This window comes from Nocardia sp. CA-120079 (assembly GCF_050955745.1).
GTDB lineage: Bacteria > Actinomycetota > Actinomycetes > Mycobacteriales > Mycobacteriaceae > Nocardia.
In genome coordinates this window covers 4,503,705-4,527,515 of the sequence record NZ_CP192088.1, presented here as the reverse complement: position 1 = coordinate 4,527,515, position 23,811 = coordinate 4,503,705, and the positions used below count along the sequence as shown (strand labels likewise).

Sequence of the window (23,811 nt, the reverse complement as noted above, 5' to 3'; positions counted from 1 at the left end):
AGCCACGATCGAACGGTCAGCGGGCGTCAGCCCACTTTGCCAGCCAGCTTTCGTTTTCGATGGCGATGGCGTTCTCACAGTCGTCGACGAATTGCGACCATCGCGGTGGATCGGTCGGAGATCCCGCCGTTCGCCAATGGTCGAGCAGTCGCTGCAGGCGGTTTGCGGTCGCGAGATAGCTGACGACCAAGAAGTCGTATCGCTTGCTTGCGAGGAAGGCGACCAGCGAACCGCTGAGTGTGGTCAGGACGGCGATCCATGGTGCGATTCGGGTGGCGGCGTCGGCACTTACCGCGGTATTGACCGATGCCGCGATCGTGGCGACAAGGCCCAGCGCGAGGGCGACCCGGCGCAGGAATTGTGCTCGCGCGCAATACCGTAGCGCGGACGGACGGTAGTAGTTGGTGATCTGGCCTTCCACGCGTTTGCTCGCATACTGCTCTGCTGTCAGTGGCCCGGGTGCGGGTCCTGCGGTCGGCGCCTCGTCGAGGAAGCACAGGAGATCCTCGGCGGCCTGTTCGAGCTCTTCGACTTCGGCCCGAAGCTGCGCGACTGTGCCCGGGATCGCGCGAAACCTTAAGATCTGCTGCCGCATTCCCTCCGATACCGCCCGGGCGCGAGTCCACCGCCGGACCGTTTCGGAGGTCAGGAATTGGGCTCCAACGAAGGTGGCACCTGCCAGCGCCGCCGCACCGGTGGCCGCGACGATGCGCGAGGGCAGCCCGGACTGCCGTAGCACCGTGGCCGTCAATGCGGCCGCGATCGCGCCCCAACAGCTCAGGTACAGCACCGTCAGCCGGAGCCGGTCGATCCGCAGTTTCATCCGGGTGGCCGCATGAGACCAGCGAATCCGCTTCTCCCACAGCGTATTCACCAGCTCGTCGTCGGAAGCGACTGTCATTTGCCCTCCTCACCGGCGATCGGCAGATTCGGGCACAACTTGACGTAGTCGATGTTCGGGGAGACCCAGGACTTCCAGGTTTCCCGGCTCATGTTGTAGATCATCTTGTCGCACAAGATTTCTTCTGATGCGGTCGGGATGGGCCAAACGCGGATGGTTCCGTCGTAGCTCGTCGACACGACATTTTTGCCGTCACGGCTGAAATCCACATCCGTTATCGCTTGGGTATGGCCCACGAGGGCGGAACCGATCTGGCGGTTCTCCCGTACATCCCACAAACGCACGGTCCCGTCCCCGCCACCGGTGACGATGGTTCGGCCATCAGGGCTGAACGCGAGGCTGTATACCCAGCCGTCGGTCCGCATAGGCTTGCCGATCGGATCTCCGGTCTGCGAATTCCACAGCCGTACGGTCTTGTCCTGGTATGCGACGGCGAGAGTATGGCCGTCGCGACTGAATTCGATGTCGATGACCAACTGTTGGCCCGTCAGGACTTTGCCGATCTGTTGGCCCGAGTTCGTGTCCCAGAGGCGAACACTCCAGTCCCGGCCGCCGGTGGCGAATTGTCGACCGTCGGGGCCGAACTTGAACGTCAACAACAATGGGTCTCGAAAGGGAACACCGATCGGCTGCATCGTGTCGATGTCGCGTATCTGGATCTCGGTACCGTTTTCCGTCGCGAGCTTTCGGTCGGCGACGTCGAGTGCCACGTACCTGGTATTCGGCGGCATGGCGATCGATTGCCCCACCGGAGCGCCGCTGGCCGAGTCCCAGTGTCGCAGCGTGGTCGTGGTAGCTGTGACGATCTGCGTGCCGTCGGAGCTGAAGTCCCAGGCGGGCACACCGTCGAGGGGAATCACCGGAGCCGTGCCTGTACCGGTACGGGCATCCCACCGCCGGATCGTCGCGTCGACACCGCTGGACACGATCCGAGTACCGTCCGGGGTGAATGCTGCGCCGTAAACTCCTCCGTCGTGCCCGCGGAAGACCTGTCCGCCACTGGCATCCCATTCGCGCAGCGTTTCGTCGAAACTGCTGGAAACGAGACGCTGCCCGTCGGGGTAGAAGGCGAGCGCGCTGACCGCGAATTCGTGTCCCGCCAACGGTTCGCCGACCGGCTGTCCGGTCGCGACATCCCAGAGTCGCACCGTCTTGTCGTCGCTTGCCGAGGCGAGCCGGGTGCCGTCGCGGCTGAACACCACTCGCTCGATGCTGGCGGTGTGGCCGCGTAGCGGCTCGCCGATCTGCTGGCTGGTACGGGCATCCCACAATCGAATCGTGCTCTCGTCGGCACCCGCTGCGATTCGGGTGCCATCCTCGCTGAATGCGACACTGAAGACCTGCTGTCCGGGTACGCGCATCAGTTCCCCGATTTGCTGGCGGGATCCGGGATCCCACAGCCGAACCGTGCCATCGAGGCTTGCTGACGCGACTATGTCATCGGCGCCGACCGCGACGCTCGTCACCTCTTTCTCGTGTCCGCGCATTGGCTCACCGATCTGCTGGTGGGACTCGGCATCCCACACTCGCAGTGTCTTATCCGAGCTGCCCGATACGATTCGGCGGCCATCACGGCTGAATGCGACGCTGGTGACCTGTGCTTCGTGTCCGCGTATCGGTTCGCCGATCGGTTGGCGGGACTCGGCATCCCACAGTCGCAATGTTTTGTCGAAGCTGGCAGTCACGATCCGTTTGCCGTCCGGACTGAACGCGACCTGCGATACCTCGAGCTTGTGCCCGGTCATGGACTCCCCCGTGGGCTTCCAGGTCTCGACGTCCCACAGCTGGATGCTGGAACCATGACTGGACACGATTCGCGTGCCATCGGGGCTGAACGCGAGGCTGCGGGGGTCGCCGCCGCCGGAGGGGATGATCTTGCGCAGGTTGCGTAACTGATTCACGGCATTGAGCAACGAGAAATCGCCGTCGCGGCGGTTCGCGAAACTGCGCGCGGCCAGCACACTCTGCATGGCGAGTACGTCGTCGTTGACGCCCGGATACGAACCGGACAGCATCAGTTGCGAATTCGCGTTCAGCGCAGACGCGGTCGCATCCCTGCTGCGCTCGGACGCCTCCTGCTCCGCTCTCGACGCTTTGAGGAACAAAAACCCTGCAGCCAACGCCGCGACAACCGCGATAGCCAACGCCATCCGCAGGATTCGCGACCGCCGCCGCAGCACCCGGGCGTACTCCTGCGCCTTCTCCTTGGCCTGAGTTTCCGCCGCCACCAACGCTTCCGCGGATTCCTGACGCTCCCGCGCCGCCCGCAGGTCGGCTTCGGTGCGCTCATCCTCGCGCCGCCGCGAGGCGAGCAGGAACGCTCGCGTCGGGTTGAGCCGTTCCCGGAAACCCGGTTCGGCGGCGAGGGATTCGGCACCATTGAGTCGTGTGCCGGTGAGCAGCCATTCGTCGCTGAGCGCGTTGGTCTCCCAGGCATGCGCCGCCCGTTCCAACTCGTCGGCGCCCTTCAGGTCGGTGGCCTGCTCGCGCAACCACACGGCAAGCGTATCCCATTGGCGCAGTAGGCTTTCCAACGCGACCTCGACGACGATCTCGCCGTCGCGTTCATCGCGGACCAGCAGGCGCCTGGCGATGAACGCCTCCAGCAGGGGGTGGCTGTCCGACGGCAGGTCGAACCAGCGCGCCGCGCGTCGCATCGGCTGGTCGTTATCCGGATTGATCGTCGCCAACCACGGTACGAACGCCGTCCGCAGCACCGCCGATTGCCGTTGCCTGACTTGGGAATCCACGGCGAGCAGCTCGTCGATCTCGCACTGCACGACGCGGCGCAACCCTCCCATCGCGTCGTACTCCGCGAGCGTGATCTCTGCGTCGCCGTAGTCCTGATAGAGCCGGGCCAGAGTAAGCGAAAGCAGTGGCAGCGTATCCGCGCCGCGCGACCAGTCGTCCAGCAATCGGTCGACCAAGTCGGGCGCGAACGACAGTTTGCTCCCGTCTTCCCGCGCGCGTCGAGCGGGCCCACAGATCACCTCTTTGAACTGCGCCTGCGGCATGGGTTTCAGATCGTCGAACGGGCGAACCTCCAGGGCGGCCAACTGCGGCGCGGTCTGCAGTGGCTCGTACCGGTCGGAGCGAATTGTCGCGATCGCGATCATCGGCGCAGCATTGTCCGCGCCGAGCAGGTCGGCCAGCACATCGAGGAAGGCGCCCGCCTGCGCACTGGCGTCGACGCCGAACAGTTCCTCGGTCTGGTCGATCGGCAGTATGAGCGTGGGTGGTGCGTCGTCGGTCGGATCGATAATGCGATCCTTGGCGGCCTGCTGGGCCTCGGTCAGCCACGCGCGGACCCGTGTGACATCACGAATTTCGTCCTTGATCGCACCGAGACTCGGCGTATGCAGCCCCACGCTGTCGCGTAGGTCGTGAATCGAGTGGGCGAATCCGCCACCGCCGGTGAGCGCGTTTCGTTGTGGTCGGACGATGCCCATCGGCAGGAAATGCCGGTCATCGCGATGCAGGCGCGGCAGCAGCCCTGCCCGCAGGAACGACGATTTACCGACGCCCGAAGGCCCGAGTATGACGAACATTCGACCATCACCGGAATTACGCATTCCCCGTATCGCATTCAGTGCGCGGCCGATCTGTGTGTCGCGCCCGAAATAGACTGCGGCGTCTACCTGTTCCAGCGGCTGCCAGCCACGATATGGTGCGCGGTCTGGTTCGTCGGCCGGCGGCCAGGCAAAGGTGTCTGCCCCGATTCCGGCCGCACGCAAGCCGTCCCGGAGTCGCAAGAGGCCATCGGTGCGGAATTGCACCGGCGGCGACTCAGCGTCCACGGCGATCTCCGTTTGCGGACCGTCACCGAACAGGTCGCAGCGTTGCCATTCGCTGGTGATATCTCGGCCGGTCAAAGGCTGCAACCGAGCCGCAAAGATCGGCTTGTTCAGATCCTCGGCGTGGCGGTATTCGACCTTGCATTCGTGCGATGCGTCCCAATTATCGGAGACCAGACAGATAACCGCTTCGCACCGATCGCTCGCGCGGCGCAGCGCGTCTTTCCACCGCACGCCCACCGGAATTCCGGTCTGCCGGTCCAGATCGAGAAATATCTCGCCGACGAGGCCGGGATCGGCCTCGGTCAACCATGCCTCGAGTGCGATCGCTGCACGATCGTCCCGGCTGGAGTGACTCAGAAAGACCTTGGACATCGCCCTAAACCACCGTGTATGGACCCCGATGGAAGCGCGCGTCGTATACCGCAAGCGTCATACGAAAATCCTGCGCTCGAACAAACCGCCGCACGCGAGTACCGCCCTACTCGATACCGCCGTAGTCCGTCACACTGGCATCCGTGAAGCGGAGCCTGATATTCACGGCCGCAGTGCTGATCGTCGGGCTCGCGATCGAGTACGGCCGCGCCGACGGCCATTCGGGCGTGGCGGTGATGCTCGCGGTGGCCGCGGCAGTCTTGCTGCTCGATGTGGTCATCCGGCTGGGGCGCCACTCGCAGTGATGCGGTCAGTGCGGCAACTGCCGTGCGATGGGAAACAGTTCTGTCGACCCGCCGGTCACGGTCATCCCAGACTCCGGGCGAGGTGATGCCATGCGATCATGTCCTCGCGTCTCAGACATCGATGCAGGCCGGAATCGACTGTGAGGAGAGCTAGTGACGAACAACGGCCGGGCTACCGGCATAAGTGCCGAACTGGGTTTCATCGGTGCAATGGTGAGTGCGCTGGTGCTGGGGCAGCACACCGTCGCCAGCGCCGCGGAGACGAGCACGTTCCAGCTCCCGCTCGTGAAAATTTCCCAATCATGGGGTATTCCAACGCAATTCAGCATCTACTTGACGGCAACCGTCGGCGACCAACCAGGAGTCACCAGCTTCGGTGTCGCCAATCCCGGCCCCTTCGGCGGTAGCGCCATGCTCGACTCCCACGCCCGGATCCAGTGGTCGAACCTGACGACCGGAGCAGTCGGTGTGGTCGACGTGGCGGATCGGGAAACGGCGCGGCAGCCCTGCGCCTGCGCCCCCGCGCCGGTGCCGGTGTTCACCGGGGCAGGCCAGATCGTCGCACTCGCCACCGCAGGCGGCCTCGCCATCACCATTTCCTCGGGGTTCGGTAAGTTCACGGCCCTTTGAGCCCGGCCGGACCGGTCATCGCTTTCGGCGATGACCGGTCCGGTCGATGGATGGAATCCGGACGTCTCAGGGGCCATCGGGCAACGGCTCTTCATTTCCGTTGACCGACCGCAGAGCGAGGGTCTGTTTCGGTGTCCAATAGATCCGGCCGTTTTCGAATTCCTGGTAGCTCCCGGTGTCGAAGGGGATTTCGTCGGATGTCGGCCAGCCGAGGGGCCCGTTTTCGAATCCGCTCCGATTCCATCGGTCACGGATTTCGCCGTGCACCCAGTACACCGGTCGGCCGTTGCGGTGGTAGAGCGCCCCGTTCTGGAAACCCTCCACCTCGCCCCATTCCACGTCCTTCGGATCGCGCAGCACTGTGTTGTCGGTGATCGGATACCCCAAAGGCCCTGCTTCCCAACCGGTTTCGGCAAACTTGTCGAATAATGACGACGGGATCGGATGTGCTCCCGTGGAGGGATGCCAGTAGATGTATCCATTCTTGTATTGAGAGAATCGACCGATGCCGTCCGCTGTCTTCGTTTCGCCGTTGGTGCCGAGCCGCGGGCCAAGCCATGGTGAAGCCGCCGCCTTCGCATCGATTTCTCCGGCCGGCGCGGCACCGGAGAACTCTCGGACGTGGCTTTCGAAGACGTCCCACGGGAAGTTTGGGCCGACATCGGTATGGGTGCCGATCCCCAGGCACTCCGTCACATATTTGTGGTCGGAGATGCCGTCGCGTCGCGTATACGGCGGAGCTATTACATCGGTGGCGAAGCCGTACTTCTTCGCGTCCTGAACAGCCAGCCAGGCGGCTATCCGCAGGTCTTCGTCGATGGCCAGCCATTCGTCCCTCGACCATGCCGCCCGGCTGCCCGCGAAGCAGAGATTGATCGTCTGCGCGTTGGCATCCAGGACCGACCACGAGGCGTAGTTCGTATCGACGACATCGCAGACGATTCCATTGCGCAGCGTGTAGTGATACGAGGCGCCGTTGGCCGCGTTGTTGAGATACGCCGCCAGCGATTCGGCCGTGCCGTTGCCTTCCTGGGTATGCAGCAAGAAGTTCGTGATGCGAGCCCCCCAGCGCTCCGACCGGGAGTTTCCCATTCTGTCTAGTTCGGTGAATACGGGGGCGTTCACGGCGTGTTCTCCTTGTGCCTGAGTGCGTTGGATGGACCACTGCCCGAAGTCGGTGGCCAAGATGTCGTTGACGTCGACCGAGCTACCGTCGATGACGGGGCCGGGATTGGACGCGGTATCGATGACGCGCTGATAGAGGACGGCCTCGGGTGTGTCGAGCCGATTGCCGGACCACGCGCGCGTCTGCCAGGCCCAGAACCGGCCTTCGGAAGTTCGGCCGAGTACACCGTCCTGGACGGCCCAGGCGCATACCTTGGACGAACCGTAGACTCCGGTCCACTCCCGCCCGATCGCGTCGTTGACGCCACGGAAAAAGTTGACCGCCTCGTCGTTCCATTGGTCCAGCGAAATGTCCTCGTCCACTGCGAAGAAGATCGGACACCGGTCGTGCCCGCCGACGGCGGTATGGATTTCCCTGGCCTGAAGGCCCATCCGATGCCCGCCTTCGTAGCCGGTGGTCCAGTCCGAAGGCGCCTGCGGATTACCGGGCTTTCCGTACTGCCAAATCGAAACGATGTCGAGCCCGGCTGCTTGCACACTGTCGGCATATTCCCTGGTCACCGGCTTGGCGCCGAAACTGGATCCGGGTCTGCTCGGCGACACGTAAACCAGGACGGCACTGTGTCCGGCTGCCTTGATGGCGTCGGGGTCGATGAAACGCGCGGCGAAATCAACTGCGGTGGACATGCGAGGAACTCCATTGGTCGAGGGTGGCGGATCTGCGGCGTCGGCCAGCAGCGGGAGCGGGTCGAGCCGGTCCGATCCGGGTGGCACCCAGACATGCCGATGCCACTCGAGGTGCAGGTGCGGAGCGACGCCGCCGTTGAATGCGGAGTCGGGGTTGATACGGGCGATCCGCTGCCCGGATTCGACCCGGTCACCGACCGCGACTTCGCGAATCACGTGTCCGTACACGGTCGTGCCGCCGCCGTCTTCGGCGGGATGGTCCAGGACGACCCAGCCCGCCGGGTCGGGTCCGCCGAACCCGGAGGCCGGACCCGCGAATACCACCGTGCCGGCTTGGACCGCGTAGACGGGTAATCCGCCGCTGCCGCCCGGCCAGCCGAGATCCACACCCCAGTGGAAGCCGTCGTCGCGGGGACCGAATCGGGAAGTGATGATGCGGCCACGCGCCAAGGGCCAGTACCTGGTCATGTCGTTCCCCTCCGAGAAGTCGTAGCCGACCGGCTGCGAAGCAGTTGCCCAAACGAGTAGAGCAGGGGTCGTGGCGCGGTTCGTCATCCAAACCGATGAAAAAGCGATCCCCGTCGACGACATCCGAGACAATAGAATCGAGTGTCGGACTACTCGTGTGAAGCACCTCCCGAAGACCTATGATCCACCCCAGGATGATTGCCGTTTCTCTTGTGTCGCAGGTCATTTCATATGCCGATGACAGTCGAGAGGTTCTCCGCGATCGTCGCGCGAATCAACCGTGCGGCGCTGCATCCGGCTGACTGGCCGCAGGCGGTGCACGATATCGTCACGGCACTGGGCGCGCACCGCGGCGGCTTGGTCGTCTCGGCATCGGGTAGCCGGCGGATGACCGCCTGTTCACTCGGCGCAGACGATCTGCGCCACAGCTACAACACCCGATACTGGCGTATCGATCCGATCGCGAATGCGCTCGAACAGCAACCGGCCGGTGTGATTACGACGTGCGAGGAGCTGCTGAGGCCGGAGTACCTGCACCGACATCCGTTCTTCTGCGACTGGATGGCGCCGCACCGGCTGGGCAACGGGATACTCACGCTCCTCACCAGTGGCGCAAGCACATCCTGGATCGGGGTGTATCCCGATGGCAGCCGCAACCTCGACCGATCACAGGCGACATCGACAATGCGCCTACTGCTCCCGCATCTGCGGAACGCGCTGAACGTGCAGTCCTGTTTGACAGACGCGCGCAACGAATACGGCTTGGCAATCGCCGTGCTCGACGCGCATCGGAACGGGCTGGTGATCGTGTCCAGTTGCGGCGCAATCAGCTACGCGAACCCGGCGGCACTGTCGATCCTGGAGTCGCGAGACGGTCTCGGTATAGGACGGCGCGGGCACCTCGAATCATCGGACAGCCGAACAGCAGTCGGGATGCGTGCGATGATCGACTCGGCAGTCCGCAAGCATGGGCCCTACGTCGGCGGGCGCACCCTCATTCCCCGGGACAGCGGTCGCAGCTCGTACGCGCTGCTCGTGTTGCCGCTGGATCCGAAGATCGGGTGCCCGGAGGAGTACACGTCGGCGGCCCTCGTCGTCATCGTCGACCCGGATCACGAAATTCCGGGTGGACCGAAGGCCTTGCGGCAACTGTACGGGTTGACCGGAGCCGAAGCGCGCGTTGCGGCGGCGGCATTACGCGGCGAGGGCCTGCGGTCGATCGCGGAAGAACTGGCGGTTTCGGCGAATACCGTGCGCACGCATCTGCAACGCGTCTTCGAGAAGACCGGCACGCATCGACAGGCCGAACTGGTTCGGGTGCTGACTGCTGTGCTGTCCGGAACCGGTCAGTTCGTCGAACACCACGAGGATTAGGCCGCGCCTGCGGACCGACCGACCGTGTGCAGGTGACGCAGCGCTTGGCTGTATGAGCCCAGAAGGCTGGTCTGGCAATAGGGAACACCGATTTCAGCGCAGAATGCGGCGACCATCGGTTGGGCCCGGCGCAGGTTGGGCCGGGGCATGGACGGGAAAAGATGGTGCTCGATCTGGTAGTTCAGGCCACCGAGGGCGGCATCGGTCAGCCACCCGCCACGGACATTGCGGGACGTGAGCACTTGACGGCGCAGGAAGTCGGTTGAACCGGGCGTCGGCAGTACCGCCATCCCCTTGTGGTTGGGTGCGAAGGTGCACCCCATGTAGAACCCGAACAGGCCTTGCTGCACCGCGATGAAGACAATTGCCTTGCCCGGAGACAACACGAGGAACACCGCGGGCAGATACCAGGCCACGTGGGCGCCCAGCAGCGCGGCTTCCCGGCCCCAGTACGGCGTCGACCGCCGCACAAGGGCTCGAACACTAGCGGTGTGCAGGCTGCCCGCCTCCAGGAACAGCATCGGGAAAAACAGCCATCCCTGGTATCGGAATATCAACCGCCGGATACCACGGCCGGCCCGCGCCCGCACACTGGAATGCGCGAGCACACCCATGATGTCGGGGTCGGCGCCCTCGGTGTTGGGGTTCGCGTGGTGCCGATTGTGATTGCCGACCCACCAGCCGATGCTCAACCCGATGCCGAGATTTCCGCAGATCATGCCGAACAGCTGGTTGGCCCGCCGGGTGCGAAAGATCTGCTGATGCCCGGCATCGTGGCCGAGGAAAGCGAACTGAGCGAAGATCACTGCCAGAAACACCGCAGTGCCCAGCTGCCACCACGAGTCGCCGATGAGAACGAACGCCGTCCATCCCGCAGCCAGCGCCGCCACCGTGACCGCGATCCGCCAGCCGTAGTACCGCAGCCGCCGGTTCAGTAGTCCCGCTTGTCGCACTCGGCGAGACAGCCTGGCGTAGTCGCTGCCCCGGTCCGCTATCCGGTCGGGCTCGACACGCGGGTCGGTCTGGGTCGATGTCACGCGTTGGGCCCCTATCGATACATCATCGGCTGCGAAGGTTATCCGCAAACCTACCGGTGTCAACCGAACAACAGCCCCACATAGCCCGAACGCTCGGGGTCGATGCGGCAGTCAGACTCCGGAACGGATCATTCCTTTCGTGCGCATCAGGAATTCGGCGAGGTAGCTGTCGTGGGGTACGCCCGGGCGCAGCCAGGTGGTCGGATTGTCGCCGAGGTACAGGTTGGTGATCGTCGGCTCGTCGAGGAGCGCTTCGATCAACTGCCGTCGCTGGGTCATCGCGGTTAATACCAGTGAGTTCTTCAGCGGCGCAACGCCATCCGACGCCGACCACGGGCCGACCCAGACGCAGGGGAACGGCAGTTCGACATTGAGTTGCGGCGCGGTGCTGTCCGCGACGAGGTGGACGGACGGGCGCAGGACCGCACCACCGGTATCGAGTTCGTCGACGATGGTGTCACCGCCGAGGGTCGGGTGCGCGTCGCCCGCCACCTTGTGCAGGTAGGCGTCGATCGCTATCACGGCATCGGTGGGCTGCACGGTCAGGATCGCGGCCGGATCGTCGGCGGGCAAGCTCGGAATCCGGTCGAGCACTTCGGCCAGCGCTCGAGCCAGGGGTGCCGGGTCGCCTTCGACGAGCACCGCGGTCGTGCACGTGCATGCGGTACCGCCGAGGTGGCTCACCGAGTCGGCGATCAACTCGACATGGTCGCGCCAATCCACGTCCGAGGTGACCAGGATCTTGGATCGTCCGGGGCCCTGAGTCAGCACTCGCGGGTTGGTGCCGTACTTGTCGACCACATCGTCCCCGCCGTAGACGATAGAGAAGTCCGCTTCGGCCAAGATGACGTCGGCGGCCGCATAGTCGGTCGGAAGCAACGTGACGACGTCCGGCGGGAACCCGGCCGCACGTAAGGCGCTGACCAAACGAAAGGCCGTGAACGGTTCACGCGTGGATGGTCGTACCGCGACCTTGTATCCGAGCGTGAGCGCCTCGGGCCAAAGTCCGTGTACCGCAGGCGTATTGCCCGCAGCGTGCACGGCGAACAGGTCTCCTTTGCGAGTCCAGACGGCCGAGCCCGCATTGGTCTGTTCATCGTGCCAGTCGCGCACGGCTCCTCTGGGCATGGCGAGTTCGACGGTTGCGGGCTGCTCGCGCAGCACGTCGGCGACCCAGTGCACCGCCTGATGCACCACGGCCAGCGGCACACCGGAGGTGACCGAGACCAGGCGTGTGTAATCGACAGGGTCCAGACCGTCGATGACGCCGTGCAGGAAGAGGTCGGCGGCGCGCAGCAGTGCCCGGGAGCGCTCGGTTGGGGGCATGATCGATGCTCTGCGCATTGCCGCCATGGTGCGCCGCACGTAGAGGGGCGGGACCTGACTGATCTCACCGATCTGGTCGCCGGACACGGTGGTCAGCGGCTTGCGGGCGTGTGCGCGGTAGGGGCCGTCCGGGCCGAGCGCGTCGATCTGGATGAACTCGCTCATCAGTACACCCCCTCGATGACCTCGACGTCGTCGAAAGTTCGTACCGGTCCGACGTCGGCGACCGAACAACCGAGTGTGTCCGCGGGCGGCTCGACCTTCAATGCGATGTCGCGTTCCAGGTTGTTCGGCAGTAGTGCGTATTTGGTGAGATGGTTCATCACGACCTGTCCGCGCTCGCCGTAGTTCACTTCGGCGCCGGTTGCCGCGTCGACGACACGGAACGCGATATAGGGGCTGGGTGTGTCGAATACCGCCAGCCCGTCCGGCCGCTCCTCGTCACGTTCGCGCGACATGCCCAGGATTGTGGTACTGCCATAGAGACCTTTGAGTGGAATGCCGGGAAAGATGTCGTGGCGGAACATATTCCGTGAATCCGCGTCCATGTGGGCACCGCTCCAGCAGATGAACCGGATCTTCTCGCGTACGAGGTCGACCAATTCATCGCGCTGCGCGATGAATTCGAGGATCGGAGGTGTGGTGATGAGGATGCCGATCGATTGTGTCGCCAGCAGGTGGGCTGCCTGGTCGACGATGTGATCGGCGTAGCGTTCGGTGCCGGCCGTGTCGCCCCGGCCGATCATCTGCTTGATCCACCGTGGGTCGAGATCGACAGTGAACTTCACACCGTTGTGCCTGCGTGCCCGGCGCTCGGCGAACTCTCCGAACATATGCGGCCCACTCGGCGTCACCGCCAGCACATTCGCGTCGCCGATTCCGGTGTAGTGGTGCTCGTCCCAGGCCAGCGCGAAGTCCATCCACCGGTCGAACATCACGAAACGCTTCGGATCGCCGGTGGTGCCGCCACTTTCGTAAATCCCGGCGATGACGCGATCCGCGCCGGTCAGCCCGCGCGGAATCATATCCTCGACGGGCACCTCGCGGAATTCGTTGACGACGTTGGGAAAGAGGCTCAGATCGGTGAATGTCCGCACATCGGAGAGCGGATCGAAATCGAGTGTCTTCGTACGCCGCAGCCAGAACGGGCTGCCCGTATCTTCGCTGAAATGCCAATGCATGAGGGCGCGGATATAGTCATCCGCGTTGCTTGCCGCGAGTTCGCGGCGGGAGAGGTCCAAAACTTCAGGGAGCACTTAGCGGCCTCCAGATAACGCCCGAATCGGGGCAATTCGCTCGAATGGGGCAATCTTCCCGTGCCTGACCGCGGTCAAACCGGCGACCGACCCGGTTCGATCCCCCGATCGAAACCGCCTGTCGGGCTTGCGGGAACCACTACGGATGCCGCAGGCGCGACCCGTGCTCCCCTAGCAGCATCCGCAGCCAGGCCGAGGAGATCGTCGAGGGCGTGTCCTATGCGGCGATCAGCCAAGTTCGTAGCGGCTGCGCCGCCCTTCGGGGACCGCCACGACCAGGCCGCAGCCGCGCAGGCAGGCCAGATGGTTGGACAGGATCTGCCGCGAAACCCCGATCCGCTCAGCCAACTCCGACGGATAGGCCGGACCGGTGCGCAGACTCAACAGGATCTGGGTGCGGGTCGGATCGGACAGCGCATGACCGAAGCGGGCCAGCGCCTCACGATGCAGCAGACGATACAGATTCTGATGTATTCACAAAAAGGCTGAACTGTTGTCTGCCGTGTCGCCAGCCAGTCGCGGACCGCGCGCACATGCTGAACCGGCGGTGTCCGTGAACGCCGATCGCTGAACCGGAGACAGCCGAGGGCGTGAGAAGCTTCGCCTGACCGGCCATTAACAGGATAGTTATCTTCTAAATGTTCTCGTTCCTACTGATTTGCCGGATAGCCAGCGGTAAGCTGTCTTCGACGCCTTTCAGCGGTACCAGGAGGTGTCCTGTCCGGTTCGGTCGATGGCGCAGCTGTCGGCCAGTCGGAATACGCACTCCGGTCGGGGGTAAATCGTGCGCGCTTCACCGAGCAACGAATCGGGTCACAGCAACCGATTCGGCAGGTGACACATTCACAAGCGAATCCAGCGGCTCGGCAGCGTGGCCGAGGACGCGGACGTCACAAAGCTCGGTCCTGGCCGACATCACCGAATCCAGTGGCCACGTCTAACAGACCGCGGGCACGCATCAGCCCAACAGGGCTATTACGGAGATGTCGAGAACAATTCCTCGATTCAGTATTTAGTTGAAGGATGCAAAATGTCCAAGAAAATAAAGACCGCTGCCGCGACTGTTATGGCCTTGCCTCTGCTCGTCCTCGCAGCTCCCGCAGCTTCTGCCGACTCGACTTCCGCGGCCACTCCGGCCGGAGGCGGATCTGTCGCAATATGTTTCCCTCTGGGTAGTGTCGTCTGGTGCATCTGAGACCGCTTCAGGCTTCCGGTGCGTCGCGCACGACGCACCGGAAGCCGATGTGGCAGGTAGCGGTGTCCTCGGTCTGACCCTGTCGGGCAGCGGGCCGGTATCTCAGGCAGTAGTCGGCCGCGCACAGATATGATCCGCCCTTGATGACGCGGCGTGGAAAACGTTGCGGCGCTGTTGGTTCGGGGGTGGCCACGCGTGGGTTGCGTGGGGCACAGCAGGTCGGTGTGGGATGCTGAGCGCGGAAGTAGTCCACGGTCCACTCCCACACGTTGCCGGTCATATCGTGCAGACCGTAGCCGTTCGGTGAATAGGTGCCGACCTTTGTGGTGCCGGGTGTCCCGGCCTGCCCTCGCCCGGGGTGGAATTGCCACGGAAACGCGCCGACCCAGATGTTGGCCATACGACGGCCGGTGGGTTCGAACTCGTTTCCCCAGGCGTAGGGGGCCCCATCCAGTCCGCCGCGGGCGGCGTACTCCCATTCGGCCTCGGTCGGTAGCTGTTTGCCGACCCAGGCCGCGTATGCCGCCGCATCCTCGTAAGCGACCTGGGTGACCGGGTGGCGGTCGAGTCGGTCGAGTGTGCTGCCGGGTCCGCGCGGATGGCGCCAGCACGCGCCCGGCACATACCGCCACCATCGGCGCCAGTTGTCCAATGGCACCGGTCCCCCGGTGGGCCGGAATACCAGGGCGCCCGGAATCAGGTTCGCCGGCTCCGCATCCGGATAGTCCTCGGCTGCGGGACTACGTTCGGCGACGGTGACGTATCCGGTCTGGTTCACGAAGCGTCGGAACGCGGCGTTGGTCACCGGGTGCGGGTCGATCCAGAACCCATCGACCTGCACCCGGTGCACTGGACGCTCCTCGGGGAAGAAGTCCGGCGATCCCATCGCGAAGCTGCCGCCGGATATCCGGACCATGCCTCGCCGGATATCGTCACCGATCGGGGTCACCGCCCCCGCCTCAATCGCGCGAAAATGCCGCAGCCGCCGCCATTTCCAGGTCCTGGTAGGGCTTTCCGCTCACGTCCTCGATGACCTGGTGCATGGTTCCCCCGGTGAACGGGAACGGTGAGCGGTAGCTCGCGGATACGGACTGGCCGCTGTCGCGGCCGACGCGGATTCCTTCTCCGACGCCGGAGAAGACGATGGGCTGGGTCCGCATGTCCTCCAGTGCGCCGACCGGGTTCTCATCGATGTACAGGACGGCCTCACCGGTGGGTGTGAAGTTGTCGGGGCGGGTGCCGCGGCGTTCGTACCGGATCCCGAGGATGTGGTCGCCCAGCGGTACCCTCCGATCCGAGACGATGGTCTGCTCTTCCTCACCGAGGAAGTTGTAGGTGTAACAGAGGTGGCCGTCCTTGACGTACAGGGTGTGTCCACCGAGTCGCCCGCCGTGGGCGAACAGCACCCCCTCGGCATCGGCACTGTCGATCGTCGCCTCCGCGAGCAGCGCGAACGAGCGTCCCTGAATCTCCAGCGCCGCACCGGGTCCCACCTCCGCGACGTCCGGATAGTAGACGGCACTGTCTCGCCGCGAGCCGTACGTCGGGCGTTGGCGGGTCATCATGGAGATGACGTCGAGATCATTGAGCGGCATGCCGTTGTACTTCTCGGCCTCCGAGAACCACAGCGCCTTCATCTCCTCCAGCTTCTCGGGATGGACCTCGGCCAGGTCGTGCATCTGGCTGCGGTCCTGCTCGATATGGAACAGCTCCCAACGGTCTTGGTCGAAATGCCCCCAGCCGGACGGGCATGCCGCGTGAATGGTGTCGGCGAACCACCCGCGATGCCAGATTCCGCGCGTGCCGAGCATCGAGTAGAACTGCGTGTGCTTGCCGACGTCCGCGTTCGCGTCATCGAACAGCGCACGGAAACTGATCCCTTCCAATGGACGCTGCTGCACGTTTTTGACCGTGTCCGGAGGTGTTATGCCGAGCAGGTCGTAGACGGTCGGGGTGATATCGCAGACGTTGAGGTACTGGTGGCGCACCTCGCCGCGCGCGGCCACCCCAACGGGCCACGCCATGAGGCACGGGTCGGCGATGCCGCCTTCGTGCGAGGCATATCGCTTGTACAGCTTGTACGGGGTGTTGAACGCCATCGCCCACCCGATGCTGTAGTGGCTGTAGGTGGTGGGCGAACCCAGCTCGTCGAGCTTGGCCAGACTGTCCTCGACCGTGTCGATGTAGCCGTTGAAGAACTTCATCTCGTTGGCGGTGCCGTTCGGGCCACCCTCGCCGCTGGCACCGTTATCCGAAAAGGCGACGATGATGGTGTTGTCCAGTTGGCCGCTTTCTTCGAGATAGTCCAGCAGTCGGCCGATCTGGGCGTCGGTATAGGACAGGAACCCGGCGAAAACCTCCGCCTGTCGTCGGAACAGCCGCTTCTCGTCCTCCGACAGCGAATCCCACGCTCGCACCGTGTCCAGCATCGGCCACGGCTTGCCGTCGGCACTGGTGACATTCGCATACGGGTTCATCGGCGACAGCTCGGTGTTCTCCGGCACCAGCCCCATGCGCTTCTGGTTCTCCAGCACGATCTCGCGATACTTCTCATAGCCCATGTCGAACCGGCCGCGGTACTTGTCGGCCCATTCCCGTGGCACGTGGTGCGGCGCATGCCCGGCCCCTGGGCACAGGTAGGTGAACCACGGCTTGTCGGGGGCGACCACCTTCGAGTCACGGATGAACTCGATCGCCTTGTCGGCCAGATCCTTCGACAGGTGATATCCGTCTTCCGGTGGGTACGGCTGCGAGATCGGGTGATTGTCGTACACCAGATTCGGATACCACTGGTCGGCCTCGCCGCCGAGGAAGCCGTAGAACCGCTCGAACCCACGCCCCAGCGGCCAATGCCGCTTGGACGCGGCCAGATTCTCCTCTTCCAGTGGTGTCATATGCCATTTGCCGACCGCGTAGGTGTTCCACCCGCGCTCGGCGAGAACCTCCGAGCACAGCGCGGTTTCGGCCGGGATCCGACCACACATACTCGGGAAACCATCGGTGAACTCTTCGATGGTCGCCATACCGACCGAGGTCGCATTCCGGCCGGTCATCAAGGAGGCACGAGTTGGCGAGCACAGGGCGGTGGTGTGGAACTGTGTGAACTGCACACCGAGATCTGCGATGCGCTTCATGTTCGGCATCTCGACCAGACCGCCGTAGCAGTCCCAGGTTCCGATCCCGATGTCGTCCCACACCAGGTACAGCACATTCGGCGCGCCCCGTGGGGCCGTCGGCTCCGCGTAAGGGCCCCAATCGGGGACTGAATCACGGATATCCAGCGCGACCTCCCCCTCGAACTTCCTGGCCATCATCCACCTCCGGTGCGAGAGCTGTCGGTTTGCCATTCGTCCTGTTTTCCGGGCTGCGGACCTCATGCCGAGTTCACGCGCGAACGCCGATCGGTGCGGCTGTCGTGTTGGGATGTGCCCTCCCAGCTCCGGCGATACCGCGGAGACGGGCTCGGATATTCGATTCGACGTGTACTGGTCGTGCTCTCCCGGACATGATGTCGGGAAGTTCGCTGATCAACGCCTTCCGTACAGAGAGTACGGCGGCCGACCGCGATGTGTCACGAGTTCGGCGGCAGGGCGGCCGAGTTCGGAAGCGGTCGCGTTCGTGCGTAATCACCAGCGGAGTCCAGCCGATGACCGCAAGCCCGTAGCGCTAGCGGCGCGGCCAGGTGCGGGCGAGCGCGGCCTGGGGTGTGGCGAGGTGCGCGATGCACGCGGGGGCATGTCGCCCGGATCTAGGGCTCTTCTGAAACGCGGATCTTGCGGCGTTCACGGCTCGCCAGCCCATATCGGCGAAAACCCGCGTCATCCACTGTTGCTGAGCGACGGTGTCCGCACGATCGTAGGTGACGGGAGGCGAGTCGAGGAACAGGCCGACAACGATCTCGCGGTTCTGGTGCACGCTGTAGCAGCCGACTGTGCGGCCGGGGCGATTGAGCAGAAGTCCCGAGTAATCGAGGTCGAGAAAGTTGTCGGTCGTGAAATGCGCTTGATACCAACCCAGGTGGTGGTTGCGGCGGGATTGCAGACCTCGCGAAAAACGCCACGCGACATCCAGTTTGCCTACGGACTGGATCGACTGGTGGCGTCGCTGCGCTGACTCGGCCAGCGCAGTGCGGGTATCACTGGGGTGAGGTTCAGTCGACGCCGAGGGCGACTTCGGTTGATTTGATGAGGACGGTGACTCGGGAGCCGTCGCCGAGCTCGAGGTCGTCGGCGGCGTCGCGGGTGATGGAGGACGTGATTTCGTCGCCGCCGGCCAGCCGGACGCGCACGACGGCCATCGCTTCGCCGCGGGTGACCGAGACGACCGTTCCATCGAGTTGGTTACGTGTGGATAGTCGCATGTCAATGATCCTACGCAGTGCGGGCGCCGATTCATCGGATGTTCTTCCACGTCGCAAGGGGTTGGTTTTGCCCGCGCAAACGCCACTGGTCGTGCCGATGCGCATTCTGCGCCGAGGTGGCATCCGACGGGTCCTCATCCCCAGTCAGCCAGCTATCGGTGGCGGCGGTGGTTCGAATGGTGGACATCATGCGGACAACCTACTGGGAAGCCGCATAGGGTCACGATCGAGTGCGTCGGCGACGTCTGGACTCGCGTGGGCGGATGAGTAGGTGGATGAGTACTTCGGCGGATTCGGCTGTGGCGGTGCGGAAATAGTGTTGCTGGCATCGGTTCTCGAAGTGTCGGAAGGACAGCAACGATGACAAATCCCGGATTCTCGTCTTGGCAGGCGAGTCAGAATGCGAATCGGAACGTGGCCCGACATATGGATTGGGCGCGCCAGTCCACGGCGGATGCACATCGGCTGTCGCGCCGCTATTCCGCCGCGCGTGGTTGGCGTATCGCGAATGTGATTGCGGCGCTGGTGGTATTCGGAGTGCTCATTGTCGCCGCACCCTTCGTGCTGGCGATTCTCAACACCGTCGGGTTCTAGCCTCAGGTGGTGCCCGCGCTCATGCCGCCGGAGATGGTGATCGCTTCGCCGTTGAAGTGGCGTCCGGATTCGCCGACCAGAAGCAGGATGGCTTGGGAAACCTCTTGTGGCACAATCAGATCGCCATTCGGCGGACCGGCGGCGAACATCGCCTCGACATCCTCGAGGGTGGGATTCTCGATATCGGGCACCATCGCCGAATACATTGCCGGGTTCATGATCATATCGGTGCGCACACCGGCCGGTAGTACCGCGTTGACGGTGATGCCGTGCGGAATTACTTCGTGGGCAAGTGATTTCACCAAACCGATGACACCCCATTTCGCCGCTGCATAGTGGCCGGAGTTCATCGCTCCCATGCGGCCGACAATGGACGAGGTGGCAACGATTCTGCCCCACCGGCGTTCGATCATATGCGGCAAGACCGCGCGGAAACTGTGGAAGACGCCGGTGAGGTTGACATCGATCATGTCCTGCCACATCTGCTCGTCCATCTCGGCGACCGCCGCGCCCGAGGCGATACCCGCGTTGGCGAGCAGGATGTCGATCCGTCCGAACTCGGCGACGGCTCGTTCGGCCAACCCGTCCATCGCCGAGCGGCTGCGCACATCGGCCTGCACCGCGACGCAACGCCGCCCGGTCTCCTCGACGAGCTTGACGGTCTCGGCGAGATCGTCTTCGGAACTCAGCGGGTACGGCACGCTGCCGATAGGTTCGCTGATATCGCACAGCACGATATCGGCGCCTTCGGCCGCCAAAGTGACCGCATGCGAACGCCCTTGACCGCGAGCGCCGCCGGTGATCACCGCGACCCTGCCCTCCAACTGACCCACGCGCATCCCCTTTCGACTGGTCGGCCCATGCTGTCACGATCCGTACCATCCGTGCATTCGAAATGGGAGTTGCAACAGCCACGCGCCACACCGCGAGGGTCAGCTCGCGGACCACCCCGACCAGCGGGTGACATCGATGGCGAGCACCGGACCGGGTGGCGGCTGGGTGCGGTACACGGGATAACGTGCGGTCAGCAGGTCGAGGGCCTGCTGGGCTTCGGAGTCGTCGAGGATTCGTGCGGCGCCGTCGGCTCTGGCCCACCACAGGTGCGTCCAGTCGTCGCTGTAGCGGTCAGCGAGTACGGCTACGGTGGGGTTCGCGGCGATATTCGCCAAGCGGCGTAAGGCGGTTGTCGTCTTGGGCTTCGCATCTACAGCGGTGTAGATGGTGTCATCGGTGACCGCGAATACGATCGGCACGATGTGTGGACGCAGTTCGTTGGACACGGTGGCGAGTCGGGCTACCGGTTCTGCCAGGAACCGTTCCCGCGCCACTTTCGCATTCAGTCGCACCGCACCTCCGCATTACGATCGGCAACGGCCCCATTCTCGTCTGATCGGTGACTAGACGCGGACGAACAACGGCCGCGCGGGGTCCACGGGTATCGGTATGGCAGGGCCGATTCCGAACAGGATGAAGACCGCGGGCTCCGGACTGTCGCGCAAAGTGCCGTCGTAGTGTGGCGTACCCGCTGTGCGCGTGGCGAATTCGCCCGGGTACATGGGCAGGGTGGTAGTCAGGTCGATGGTGGGTCCCGCGCCGACGGTCCAGATGCCGGAGAGCATGACCGCGTGGCGGTCGAAGGTGTAGGCATGCGGGGCGCTCATCCAGCCGGGGTACCAGCGGGCATAGCTCGCGTAGAAGCCGGGGGCTCGATGTGAACCGAGCACGTCGGCGGTTTCGAAGCTCTGCGGTGGTGCGCCGGGAGCGGGCTGCCAGTTCAAGTCGGCCATGCCGTGAATGGTTGTGCCCGGACCCGGGGACCGGTCTTGGACGGCCGGGAATTCGACGGTCGACGGCTCCGCCGCCGCACCGTTCGAGCCCTTCCAGACCACGGGCAGCGCCAGCCCCAGTGCGGGTAGCGCCAGCGCGATTCTGCGGCGCATTTCGCGCGTCGTTTCGTCTTCGTCATCGACCAGGTATCGGTTGTCTTCCACGCGCATGACCTCCTGGACGCCATCGCAGCAGGGCAAACCGAATTCTTGACGCATCATACGATGGTGTGCCGATCATTTGCTGGATATCCGGCAAGATCAACCTCGACCGCCTCGCTCATCGCATGGGCTGCGATTGGTCCGCACGCTGTTCGACCGTACGATGCGAATTGATCCCGTCATTCGAGTTACGAAGGGGCGTCATCGATGCCGACCGACCAGCTCGTCCAGAAATTCCGGGCCGTCGATACGACGGCGATCTGCGATGCCGATAAGTCGATTCGGGTGCTGGACAGCGCCATTCGCCCGCGTTCGGCCGAACTGCGGATCCTCGGCCCCGCCTTCACCGTGCGCTGTCGGGGCGACTTCCTCGCCGTGCTGCGCGCCGTCGAGACCGCCGCGCCTGGCGACGTCATTGTCGTCGATGGTGGTGGTGCCGAAATCGCGCTCGCCGGAGAACTATTCGCCCGCGGCGCGCTGGTGCGCCAGCTCGGCGGCATCATCGTCGACGGCGGGTATCGCGATATCGCCTATGTCCGAGGGTGTGCGCTGCCGGTGTACAGCCGCTTCGTCACGCCCATGGCGGGCACCACCGCACAGCTCGGCGAGCTGCAGATACCGGTGACCTGCGGTGGTGTCGAGGTATCTCCGGGTGACCTGATCCTCGCCGACGAGGAGGGCGTCATCGTTGTCGAACCCGACCGCATCGACTGGCTCCTCGATGCGGCGGCAGCGGTCAAAGACGCGGAGGCCGAACTGGTCGCTCTGCTCGATGCCGGGTCGACACTCAGCGAAGGTCTCAACCTCACCGAGCACACCGCAGCCCTGAATCGCGGTGAACCCTCGACCTTGCGGTTTCTGTCCCGATCCTGAAACACCTTGCACTGCAGGTAGGTTCAGCGTTGACCGCGGCGCATGATCCGGTGCCACCAATGGGGTTCGGCAGGCGCGGGCCGAGGACTCGACACGCTCGACTCGGGCTGAGTCACTCGACGTGTGGCTGCGTGGTCGGCGCGCCACTGCGTGAGGACCTCCTCGGTATTCACCGGTCCGACCGGCACAAACGGCCCATGCGGCATTCGCAACCACTCGACGATGCGCTCGTTCAGCTCCGATACCGTTTTGCGGACCTCGCGTTCGGAGGTCATATCCCGCACCGTTTCCGGAAGTTCCTCGATATCGCGGCGCAATATGAGGGACGGGGGCAGCAGGCCGTCGCCACGCACGCCCTCCCGGCGCAAGTAGTTCTGCAACCACCAGTTCTCGTCGTCGACGGAGTTCGGGATCGGTTTGCCCCTGCCACGAAGGTTCTCGAATTCGCCGCGTTCGGTGGCCTCGCGGACCTGTTTGTCGATCCACGATTCGAAGGTGACACCGAGCGGTTTGCGCTCGGTCATGGCAACAGCTTCGACGGAACGTCCATAACTCCAGTCTACGGACGGTAAAGATATTCCCATGACCAGCCATGTCCTCGCGATCGATCTCGGCAAGACCGGCTGTCGCGGTTCGCTGCGTATCGATGGAGGACAGGTGGGATACGCGAAAGCGCCGGGCGCGCCGGGGCTGGCGGACAGCGCGGGTGTCGATGCGGCTGAGCGAGCGATCCACGCGGTGATCGAGCAGATCGCGGCGCTACCGACAACGTTCACGCTCTCGGTGGGCGCGGCGGGCGCCGCATCGGCACCGGACGCGACTGCGGCACTCGCCCGGAGGCTGGCCGAGATCCCCGGCGCGGTCGCGGTCGCGGTGACTTCCGACGCCGTCACCGCACACGCCGGGGCGCTGGGAGGATCGCCGGGAGTGGTGCTGGCCATCGGGACCGGAGCCGTTGCGACGGCCGTCGACGAAGCGGGCCGGTTCACTCGGGTCGACGGCTGGGGGCCGCAACTCGGCGATGAGGGCAGTGGTGGCTGGATCGGCCTCGAAGGTCTTCGTGCCGCACTGCGTGCCCATGACGGCCGCGGGCCACGCACCATCCTGACCGAGAAGGTCCGCGAACACTACGGCATCGAACTGGACGCGCTACCGAAATACCTTGGCGAACACGATAATCCAGCTCTTATCGCCGCCGAATTCGCGCCCATTGTTGCCGCTGCCGTCGACGATACCGCGGCCGCGATCATGGTGGCCGCCGCACGTGCGCTCGCCCGCACCGTCCTCGCAGTGATCGAACGATCCGGAATTCGCCCACCGGTCCCCTGTGTCATCACCGGCGGCTTGGCCAAGCTCGGCGCACCACTTCTCGAGCCGCTCGACAACCAGATCGTGCACGCGATCGACCGTCGCGATCCGCTCGGCGACCCGATCGACGGTGCCGCGCTACTCGCCCTCGACCCGACTACCGCGCTCGAAGTGCTGGTCACTCGAATCTCTGACACTTATTGACAGAGTCGTCG

Annotated in this window: 19 protein-coding genes and 2 pseudogenes; 6 read left to right on the top strand and 15 right to left on the bottom strand. The window is 64.4% G+C overall.

Features of this window, described 5'->3' with window-relative positions; all coding sequences use genetic code 11:
- Positions 1-16: 16 nt before the first annotated feature.
- Both ACQPYR_RS20645 and ACQPYR_RS20640 read right to left on the bottom strand, forming a co-directional pair.
- Positions 17-901, bottom strand: coding sequence for a DUF4231 domain-containing protein (locus tag ACQPYR_RS20645; protein WP_433634597.1), 885 nt, complete (start codon positions 899-901; stop codon positions 17-19).
- The gene (locus ACQPYR_RS20640; protein ID WP_433634595.1) at positions 898-5,124 is read right to left on the bottom strand and encodes a TIR domain-containing protein; all 4,227 of its coding nucleotides are present in this window, start codon (positions 5,122-5,124) and stop codon (positions 898-900) included. The genes ACQPYR_RS20645 and ACQPYR_RS20640 overlap by 4 nt, the downstream gene beginning before the upstream one ends.
- 89 nt (positions 5,125-5,213) lie before the next feature.
- Here ACQPYR_RS20640 and ACQPYR_RS20635 point away from each other — a divergent pair, with 89 nt between their 5' ends.
- Complete coding sequence (locus ACQPYR_RS20635; RefSeq protein WP_433634593.1) at positions 5,214-5,375, top strand: hypothetical protein; 162 nt, start codon at positions 5,214-5,216, stop codon at positions 5,373-5,375.
- 153 nt (positions 5,376-5,528) lie between these two features.
- Positions 5,529-6,005: a hypothetical protein gene (locus ACQPYR_RS20630; RefSeq protein ID WP_433634591.1), complete on the top strand. Its 477-nt coding sequence runs from the start codon at positions 5,529-5,531 to the stop codon at positions 6,003-6,005.
- 66 nt (positions 6,006-6,071) lie between these two features.
- Here ACQPYR_RS20630 and ACQPYR_RS20625 read toward each other — a convergent pair whose 3' ends face one another.
- Entirely contained in the window at positions 6,072-8,285 is a 2,214-nt protein-coding gene (locus tag ACQPYR_RS20625) for a glycoside hydrolase domain-containing protein (protein WP_433634589.1), read from the bottom strand.
- Positions 8,286-8,522: 237 nt separating this feature from the next.
- On the opposite strand from ACQPYR_RS20625, the gene ACQPYR_RS20620 reads away from it, so the two are divergent.
- Entirely contained in the window at positions 8,523-9,659 is a 1,137-nt protein-coding gene (locus ACQPYR_RS20620; protein WP_433634587.1) for a helix-turn-helix transcriptional regulator, read from the top strand.
- On the opposite strand, the gene ACQPYR_RS20615 is transcribed toward ACQPYR_RS20620, so the two are convergent.
- The 8 genes and pseudogenes from ACQPYR_RS20615 to ACQPYR_RS20580 form a co-directional block, all read right to left on the bottom strand.
- Positions 9,656-10,696, bottom strand: a complete 1,041-nt coding sequence (locus ACQPYR_RS20615; RefSeq protein ID WP_433634585.1) for a fatty acid desaturase family protein — start codon at positions 10,694-10,696, stop codon at positions 9,656-9,658. The two genes, ACQPYR_RS20620 and ACQPYR_RS20615, sit on opposite strands and share 4 nt — an antisense overlap.
- A gap of 111 nt (positions 10,697-10,807) precedes the next feature.
- Positions 10,808-12,187 carry an aldehyde dehydrogenase family protein gene (locus ACQPYR_RS20610; RefSeq protein ID WP_433634583.1) on the bottom strand — a complete coding sequence of 460 codons (1,380 nt, stop codon included), beginning with the start codon at positions 12,185-12,187 and terminating at the stop codon, positions 10,808-10,810.
- A complete protein-coding gene (locus tag ACQPYR_RS20605; RefSeq protein ID WP_433634581.1) occupies positions 12,187-13,278 on the bottom strand; it encodes a phenazine antibiotic biosynthesis protein in 1,092 nt (363 codons plus the stop codon). Before ACQPYR_RS20605 ends, ACQPYR_RS20610 begins: the two co-directional genes overlap by 1 nt.
- A 74-nt stretch (positions 13,279-13,352) precedes the next feature.
- A pseudogene (locus ACQPYR_RS20600) lies at positions 13,353-13,740 on the bottom strand (ArsR/SmtB family transcription factor).
- Positions 13,741-14,480: 740 nt separating this feature from the next.
- Positions 14,481-15,389, bottom strand: coding sequence for a formylglycine-generating enzyme family protein (locus tag ACQPYR_RS20595; protein WP_433635199.1), 909 nt, complete (start codon positions 15,387-15,389; stop codon positions 14,481-14,483).
- A 43-nt stretch (positions 15,390-15,432) separates the two neighbouring features.
- On the bottom strand, positions 15,433-17,784 hold the full coding sequence (locus tag ACQPYR_RS20590) for a sulfatase-like hydrolase/transferase (RefSeq protein ID WP_433635198.1): 2,352 nt from the start codon (positions 17,782-17,784) through the stop codon (positions 15,433-15,435).
- A gap of 478 nt (positions 17,785-18,262) precedes the next feature.
- Positions 18,263-18,499, bottom strand: a pseudogene (locus tag ACQPYR_RS20585) (FAD-dependent monooxygenase); the annotation flags it as partial.
- 124 nt (positions 18,500-18,623) lie between these two features.
- On the bottom strand, positions 18,624-18,833 hold the full coding sequence (locus ACQPYR_RS20580; RefSeq protein ID WP_433634579.1) for a TOBE domain-containing protein: 210 nt from the start codon (positions 18,831-18,833) through the stop codon (positions 18,624-18,626).
- Positions 18,834-19,193: 360 nt separating this feature from the next.
- Between ACQPYR_RS20580 and ACQPYR_RS20575 the strand changes: the two genes are divergently transcribed.
- Positions 19,194-19,427, top strand: coding sequence for a hypothetical protein (locus tag ACQPYR_RS20575; RefSeq protein WP_433634577.1), 234 nt, complete (start codon positions 19,194-19,196; stop codon positions 19,425-19,427).
- Positions 19,428-19,429: 2 nt separating this feature from the next.
- Here ACQPYR_RS20575 and ACQPYR_RS20570 read toward each other — a convergent pair whose 3' ends face one another.
- The 3 genes from ACQPYR_RS20570 to ACQPYR_RS20560 all read right to left on the bottom strand — a co-directional run bounded on the left by ACQPYR_RS20570 (position 19,430) and on the right by ACQPYR_RS20560 (position 21,418).
- Entirely contained in the window at positions 19,430-20,260 is an 831-nt protein-coding gene (locus ACQPYR_RS20570) for a mycofactocin-coupled SDR family oxidoreductase (RefSeq protein ID WP_433634575.1), read from the bottom strand.
- Between the two features lie 99 nt (positions 20,261-20,359).
- Complete coding sequence (locus ACQPYR_RS20565; protein ID WP_433635197.1) at positions 20,360-20,767, bottom strand: TIGR03668 family PPOX class F420-dependent oxidoreductase; 408 nt, start codon at positions 20,765-20,767, stop codon at positions 20,360-20,362.
- Between the two features lie 57 nt (positions 20,768-20,824).
- Positions 20,825-21,418 carry a hypothetical protein gene (locus tag ACQPYR_RS20560; protein ID WP_433634573.1) on the bottom strand — a complete coding sequence of 198 codons (594 nt, stop codon included), beginning with the start codon at positions 21,416-21,418 and terminating at the stop codon, positions 20,825-20,827.
- A 204-nt stretch (positions 21,419-21,622) separates the two neighbouring features.
- Between ACQPYR_RS20560 and ACQPYR_RS20555 the strand changes: the two genes are divergently transcribed.
- The gene (locus ACQPYR_RS20555) at positions 21,623-22,288 is read left to right on the top strand and encodes an RraA family protein (RefSeq protein WP_433634571.1); all 666 of its coding nucleotides are present in this window, start codon (positions 21,623-21,625) and stop codon (positions 22,286-22,288) included.
- Positions 22,289-22,311: 23 nt separating this feature from the next.
- Here ACQPYR_RS20555 and ACQPYR_RS20550 read toward each other — a convergent pair whose 3' ends face one another.
- On the bottom strand, positions 22,312-22,812 hold the full coding sequence (locus tag ACQPYR_RS20550) for a DUF1992 domain-containing protein (RefSeq protein WP_433634569.1): 501 nt from the start codon (positions 22,810-22,812) through the stop codon (positions 22,312-22,314).
- Positions 22,813-22,870: 58 nt separating this feature from the next.
- On the opposite strand from ACQPYR_RS20550, the gene ACQPYR_RS20545 reads away from it, so the two are divergent.
- Entirely contained in the window at positions 22,871-23,800 is a 930-nt protein-coding gene (locus ACQPYR_RS20545) for an N-acetylglucosamine kinase (RefSeq protein WP_433634567.1), read from the top strand.
- Positions 23,801-23,811: the final 11 nt, after the last annotated feature.

What these genes read in the sequence shown, in the direction of transcription:
- ACQPYR_RS20645 (WP_433634597.1), bottom strand. Translation starts at nt 901, where the DNA reads ATGACAGTCGCTTCCGACGACGAGCTGGTGAATACGCTGTGGGAGAAG.
- ACQPYR_RS20625 (WP_433634589.1), bottom strand. Translation starts at nt 8,285, where the DNA reads ATGACCAGGTACTGGCCCTTGGCGCGTGGCCGCATCATCACTTCCCGA.
- ACQPYR_RS20620 (WP_433634587.1), top strand. Translation starts at nt 8,523, where the DNA reads ATGACAGTCGAGAGGTTCTCCGCGATCGTCGCGCGAATCAACCGTGCG.
- ACQPYR_RS20610 (WP_433634583.1), bottom strand. Translation starts at nt 12,187, where the DNA reads ATGAGCGAGTTCATCCAGATCGACGCGCTCGGCCCGGACGGCCCCTAC.
- ACQPYR_RS20595 (WP_433635199.1), bottom strand. Translation starts at nt 15,389, where the DNA reads ATGGTCCGGATATCCGGCGGCAGCTTCGCGATGGGATCGCCGGACTTC.
- ACQPYR_RS20590 (WP_433635198.1), bottom strand. Translation starts at nt 17,784, where the DNA reads ATGGCCAGGAAGTTCGAGGGGGAGGTCGCGCTGGATATCCGTGATTCA.
- ACQPYR_RS20580 (WP_433634579.1), bottom strand. Translation starts at nt 18,833, where the DNA reads ATGCGACTATCCACACGTAACCAACTCGATGGAACGGTCGTCTCGGTC.
- ACQPYR_RS20575 (WP_433634577.1), top strand. Translation starts at nt 19,194, where the DNA reads ATGACAAATCCCGGATTCTCGTCTTGGCAGGCGAGTCAGAATGCGAAT.
- ACQPYR_RS20555 (WP_433634571.1), top strand. Translation starts at nt 21,623, where the DNA reads ATGCCGACCGACCAGCTCGTCCAGAAATTCCGGGCCGTCGATACGACG.
- ACQPYR_RS20550 (WP_433634569.1), bottom strand. Translation starts at nt 22,812, where the DNA reads ATGACCGAGCGCAAACCGCTCGGTGTCACCTTCGAATCGTGGATCGAC.
- ACQPYR_RS20545 (WP_433634567.1), top strand. Translation starts at nt 22,871, where the DNA reads ATGACCAGCCATGTCCTCGCGATCGATCTCGGCAAGACCGGCTGTCGC.